The 3,564-nt window shown below is 46.4% G+C and carries 3 protein-coding genes; 1 reads left to right on the top strand and 2 read right to left on the bottom strand.

Annotated features, from left to right (window positions below; genetic code table 11):
• Positions 1 to 107 precede the first annotated feature (107 nt).
• Positions 108 to 1,760, bottom strand: a complete 1,653-nt coding sequence (locus AC5JLP_RS09480) for a dynamin family protein (RefSeq protein ID WP_496067688.1) — start codon at positions 1,758 to 1,760, stop codon at positions 108 to 110.
• A 415-nt stretch (positions 1,761 to 2,175) separates the two neighbouring features.
• Positions 2,176 to 2,367: a hypothetical protein gene (locus AC5JLP_RS09475; protein WP_496067687.1), complete on the bottom strand. Its 192-nt coding sequence runs from the start codon at positions 2,365 to 2,367 to the stop codon at positions 2,176 to 2,178.
• Positions 2,368 to 2,561: 194 nt separating this feature from the next.
• On the opposite strand from AC5JLP_RS09475, the gene AC5JLP_RS09470 reads away from it, so the two are divergent.
• Positions 2,562 to 3,419: a hypothetical protein gene (locus AC5JLP_RS09470; RefSeq protein ID WP_496067686.1), complete on the top strand. Its 858-nt coding sequence runs from the start codon at positions 2,562 to 2,564 to the stop codon at positions 3,417 to 3,419.
• The last annotated feature ends 145 nt before the right edge of the window (positions 3,420 to 3,564 follow it).

The following is a 3,564-nucleotide window of genomic DNA, read 5'->3' as shown; positions in this document are numbered from 1 at the left end:
ACTCTGGGGTGGGCAATGTAATCGTCATTCGGTCTAAATAATTGTCGCGCCATACCGCCAAACCTTTGACTTTCCAAAGCTTTTTTCCTATGCTTGTTTCTCACAACTCATTTAGGATCGCTATAGATTGTGACGGTCTGATAGAAACCGTCCTGGCTTTCCTGAACTAACCGATTAAGGGTGTCAACAACCCGTTTAATTTCCAGACTGCCCCGCTCCTGGGTTAGGAACTTTTCAATCGCTGCTATAAATCCCTGAAAAGCTTTAAGGTATTCATCTTCAGTACCATCCAGAATGGCATCAAGTGCCGCTTGAGCCGAGATGAAATGAATCCAATTTTCTCCAGTAATAATTGGAGTCTGACCTTGAAGAAAATTTTCAACCAACTGCCGGACTTGCTGGTGATCGCGATCGCGCCGTAGCAAATCCATAAAATTGACCAGAACGAATAAGTTTTCAGCAGGTTCAGTATTTTGGCTGCCCTTTAATTGATTTCTTAAGTCTTGCAAAAGCTGGCGTTCACCCTGAGTTAATGGACGAGAAGCGTTTGCCAGAAAAATGGCAGCATCCGTATCCTGAATCAATTTCTGCGTAACAGCCGTGCGATCAGGATGCTCATTCAACCCAGGTGAGTCAATAATTTCAACGCTGTGGCGACAAAGCTCCAGACCTGGATGTTCCAGCACAATTTCTTCAATTTCAGATTTTGCTAATTCATCAGTCAGGCTGCACAATGCCGCTTCTTCAGAAATAGAAGACTTCTCCTGGTATTGGTCAAACGGGATCTCTTCTTGCTGCCCGTCTTTGTAACGACAAATAACCCGTTGTTGCGGTCCATATCTAAGAACTGTAATCGCCCCACTACAAGGAATTGCTCTTACGGGCTGAATCTCTTCGCCTAGAAGTGCGTTCAGTAAAGTTGATTTGCCCTGGCTAAACTCACCCACGATCGCCAGTCGGAACCGTCGAGATTCCATTTTTTGAAGTAGCCTTGCAAGCTCATTCTCAATATTTTGGGGCAGAATGTTGCGTTCCTTACAGTTATCGACAATTTGAGAGAGTTGAGCAATGATTTTTAGAAGCTGCTGCCACTGTTCCTGGAATTTCTCTAGCTTTTTATACGACAAGGAAGAAGTTTTCTGGCTTTTCTGGTGTTTAGGTTTAGTGAGTAGGTTCGCCAGGATATGGTTAGCAGCATTTGCGAAGATTGGATCAATCGCTTGAAACCGAGTTGGGTCAAGCAGATTTTGAACTTCGCTGAGAGCATTTAGATCGACTGCTTCCTGGGTGGTTAGCCCAGCTTCAATCACTGCCAAATGTTTCAGTTCGACTTCCATACATTTAGCAATCGCCTGCAAATACTTTTGTTCGGCAGGGTCAACAGAACCATCTGCAATAGCAATTTCATAGCCAAAGCTAATTAACAATAGTTTTTCCGATTCGGAGAGGTATCTGGTCAGCTTGTTAAGCTCACTGGATTTGGTGTAGGTTCGATGTTGACGAACCCCTTGAATCATGAGCTTAACCAGTTGGCTTATACCACTATCTGATGGAATGAACTGGGTGAAAATCTTTTGTAAACGCAGTTTCTCCTCATCTGTAGCCTTGTTATCTGCGTAGGTTACTCCAATCAAAACGGTTGCCAAAGCAGCCAAAAAGGTAATTCGGGGTGTGAGATGTCGTTGTTGAAATTCTTTACCTGTAATCTTTGAGAGCAGTTCAGCCGTATCCAAACCAGGTGAGGACATTTCTACAATCATCACAAAATTTCCTTAATCGTTTTGTTTCATAACCAATCACGAACAACCTGTAGCTGTTCCACTTCAGATTTCTGAGATCGAGACTTCAGTTAAGTAGCCTTTAACTTCTTCCAAGAAGCACAATGAGGGCATCAAGCAGTTAAATCAGGCTCTTATTTTGTCTGTATTGATCTCTTCGTTAAGAATTCCCTTTATAAGGAAGGTCATAACAGGAAGTTCATTAAGAAGTGAAAATTGGTCAAAACAAAAACCTTCCCTTTCCCCTTTCCTGCTAAGCTTTGAGGAAATTTAGGACAGAATACTGTCGTAATTCCATGACATTTATGTTTTCCACTCTACATAAGCCAACACAGGTTGAAAGTGGACATTCGCTGGAATTGTGAGAGTACCAGGAGAATTCTCTAACAACGTGTGGTTATAGCTCAGACAGCTCATCTAAATTGAGCCGCTCAATGACTTCTCGTTGCTCTTCTTCCTCTAACCAGTGCTCGATCGCTTCATTCACCAGAGCATTGACAGATGACTCCTTTACCGCCGCCAAGATTTTGAGAATCTTGTCGGTGTCAGTCGGCAAGTAAACACGGATTTGAGCTTTTTTCTCTGCCATTACGGAGTTAGGGCTAAACATATCCTCTAGGGCTATTCTCCCTTACCGCAAGATGAATAAAGGGTAATTGCTACTATGCCCTATTGCCCTATCGCCTTGAAGATTATAAACTAACGTCAAATGCCAGACCCACAGCTTTGGTCGGCACGGGGTCTGGCACTTACTCCCACTTCATTAGGAGCAGTTTCAATCCTATGCCAAATCGTTCCAAAACAACTCGACTGTGGTGTCGTCAAACACCACCTTGCCCTGTCATAGTATCTACAGTGACTTACCAGGCAGGCTATCAGCAAGCCTTGGCTGACTTTGCCATTGCTGATTTGCTTTGCCGCCTCAAAACTTACTTCGATGCCGCTTGGGTCGCGATCAAGACTCAGGAAGCCGAAATCCTCGTAACTATCCTCATCCAAACCCTGACTGCCAATCTCGACGGTAAACTTCTCGCTGCCTATTTGGATGCTGTACGGAACAGCACACTCGACACCTCGAACGCTCTGTCCAGCCTGCAACTCCCACCCCCTGCAACTGACCTACCGACCACTTTCCCCAATGTCGAAATGCCTCGGTTCCTTTACGGCGATCGCCTCTGCTGGCTTTCCAATGGCGAACCTACTGACTGGGGAGTCGCGATCGGCAGATTCTACAGTTTTGCTCCCCATCGCTGCTGTTGGGACTGGTGCTACCTCATCTGGCTGGATGCCAACTCACCCAGCGCCGCATGGGTGCAAGCGGACATTGCCTGGGAAGACGACCTCGAAACAATGACAGCAGGAGGAGTCTCTATGAATCCCCGCCCTCTGACTGACCGCGAACAACACCTGATTGACCGCTACAGCTATTGCCAGCTTGGCATGACTCCCCAGACCTTCTACGCCAAGTGGCACGTCAGCCAGGAAGCGATCGCAGCGATCTGTTCTCGCTCCACTTCCACCGTGCGCTGCTGGTTTCGTCGCGGTCGCAGTTATCGTCGTCCTACCGCGATCGACCTGCGTCATCTCGCTCTCATGGACTTTTTGCTGGAGCACTTTGAACAGATGCCCCAGACCTCGTAACGGCACTCTGCCCACCGCAGCAGGAGAAAACAGAAGCCTAAACGGTCTGAAAGTCAATACCACCCTGACCTGTTTTGCACAACTCACTCTTTATAGAACCCATTTGAGATCTCAAGGGGAGGCAGCAAGCCGCTTCAGCATCAGC

It is taken from the genome of Stenomitos rutilans, from assembly GCF_059505485.1.
This window is presented reverse-complemented; position numbering and strand designations above follow the sequence as displayed.

Coding starts and splice junctions, on each gene's coding strand:
- AC5JLP_RS09480 (WP_496067688.1), bottom strand. CDS start 1,760: ATGATTGTAGAAATGTCCTCACCTGGTTTGGATACGGCTGAACTGCTC.
- AC5JLP_RS09475 (WP_496067687.1), bottom strand. CDS start 2,367: ATGGCAGAGAAAAAAGCTCAAATCCGTGTTTACTTGCCGACTGACACC.
- AC5JLP_RS09470 (WP_496067686.1), top strand. CDS start 2,562: ATGCCAAATCGTTCCAAAACAACTCGACTGTGGTGTCGTCAAACACCA.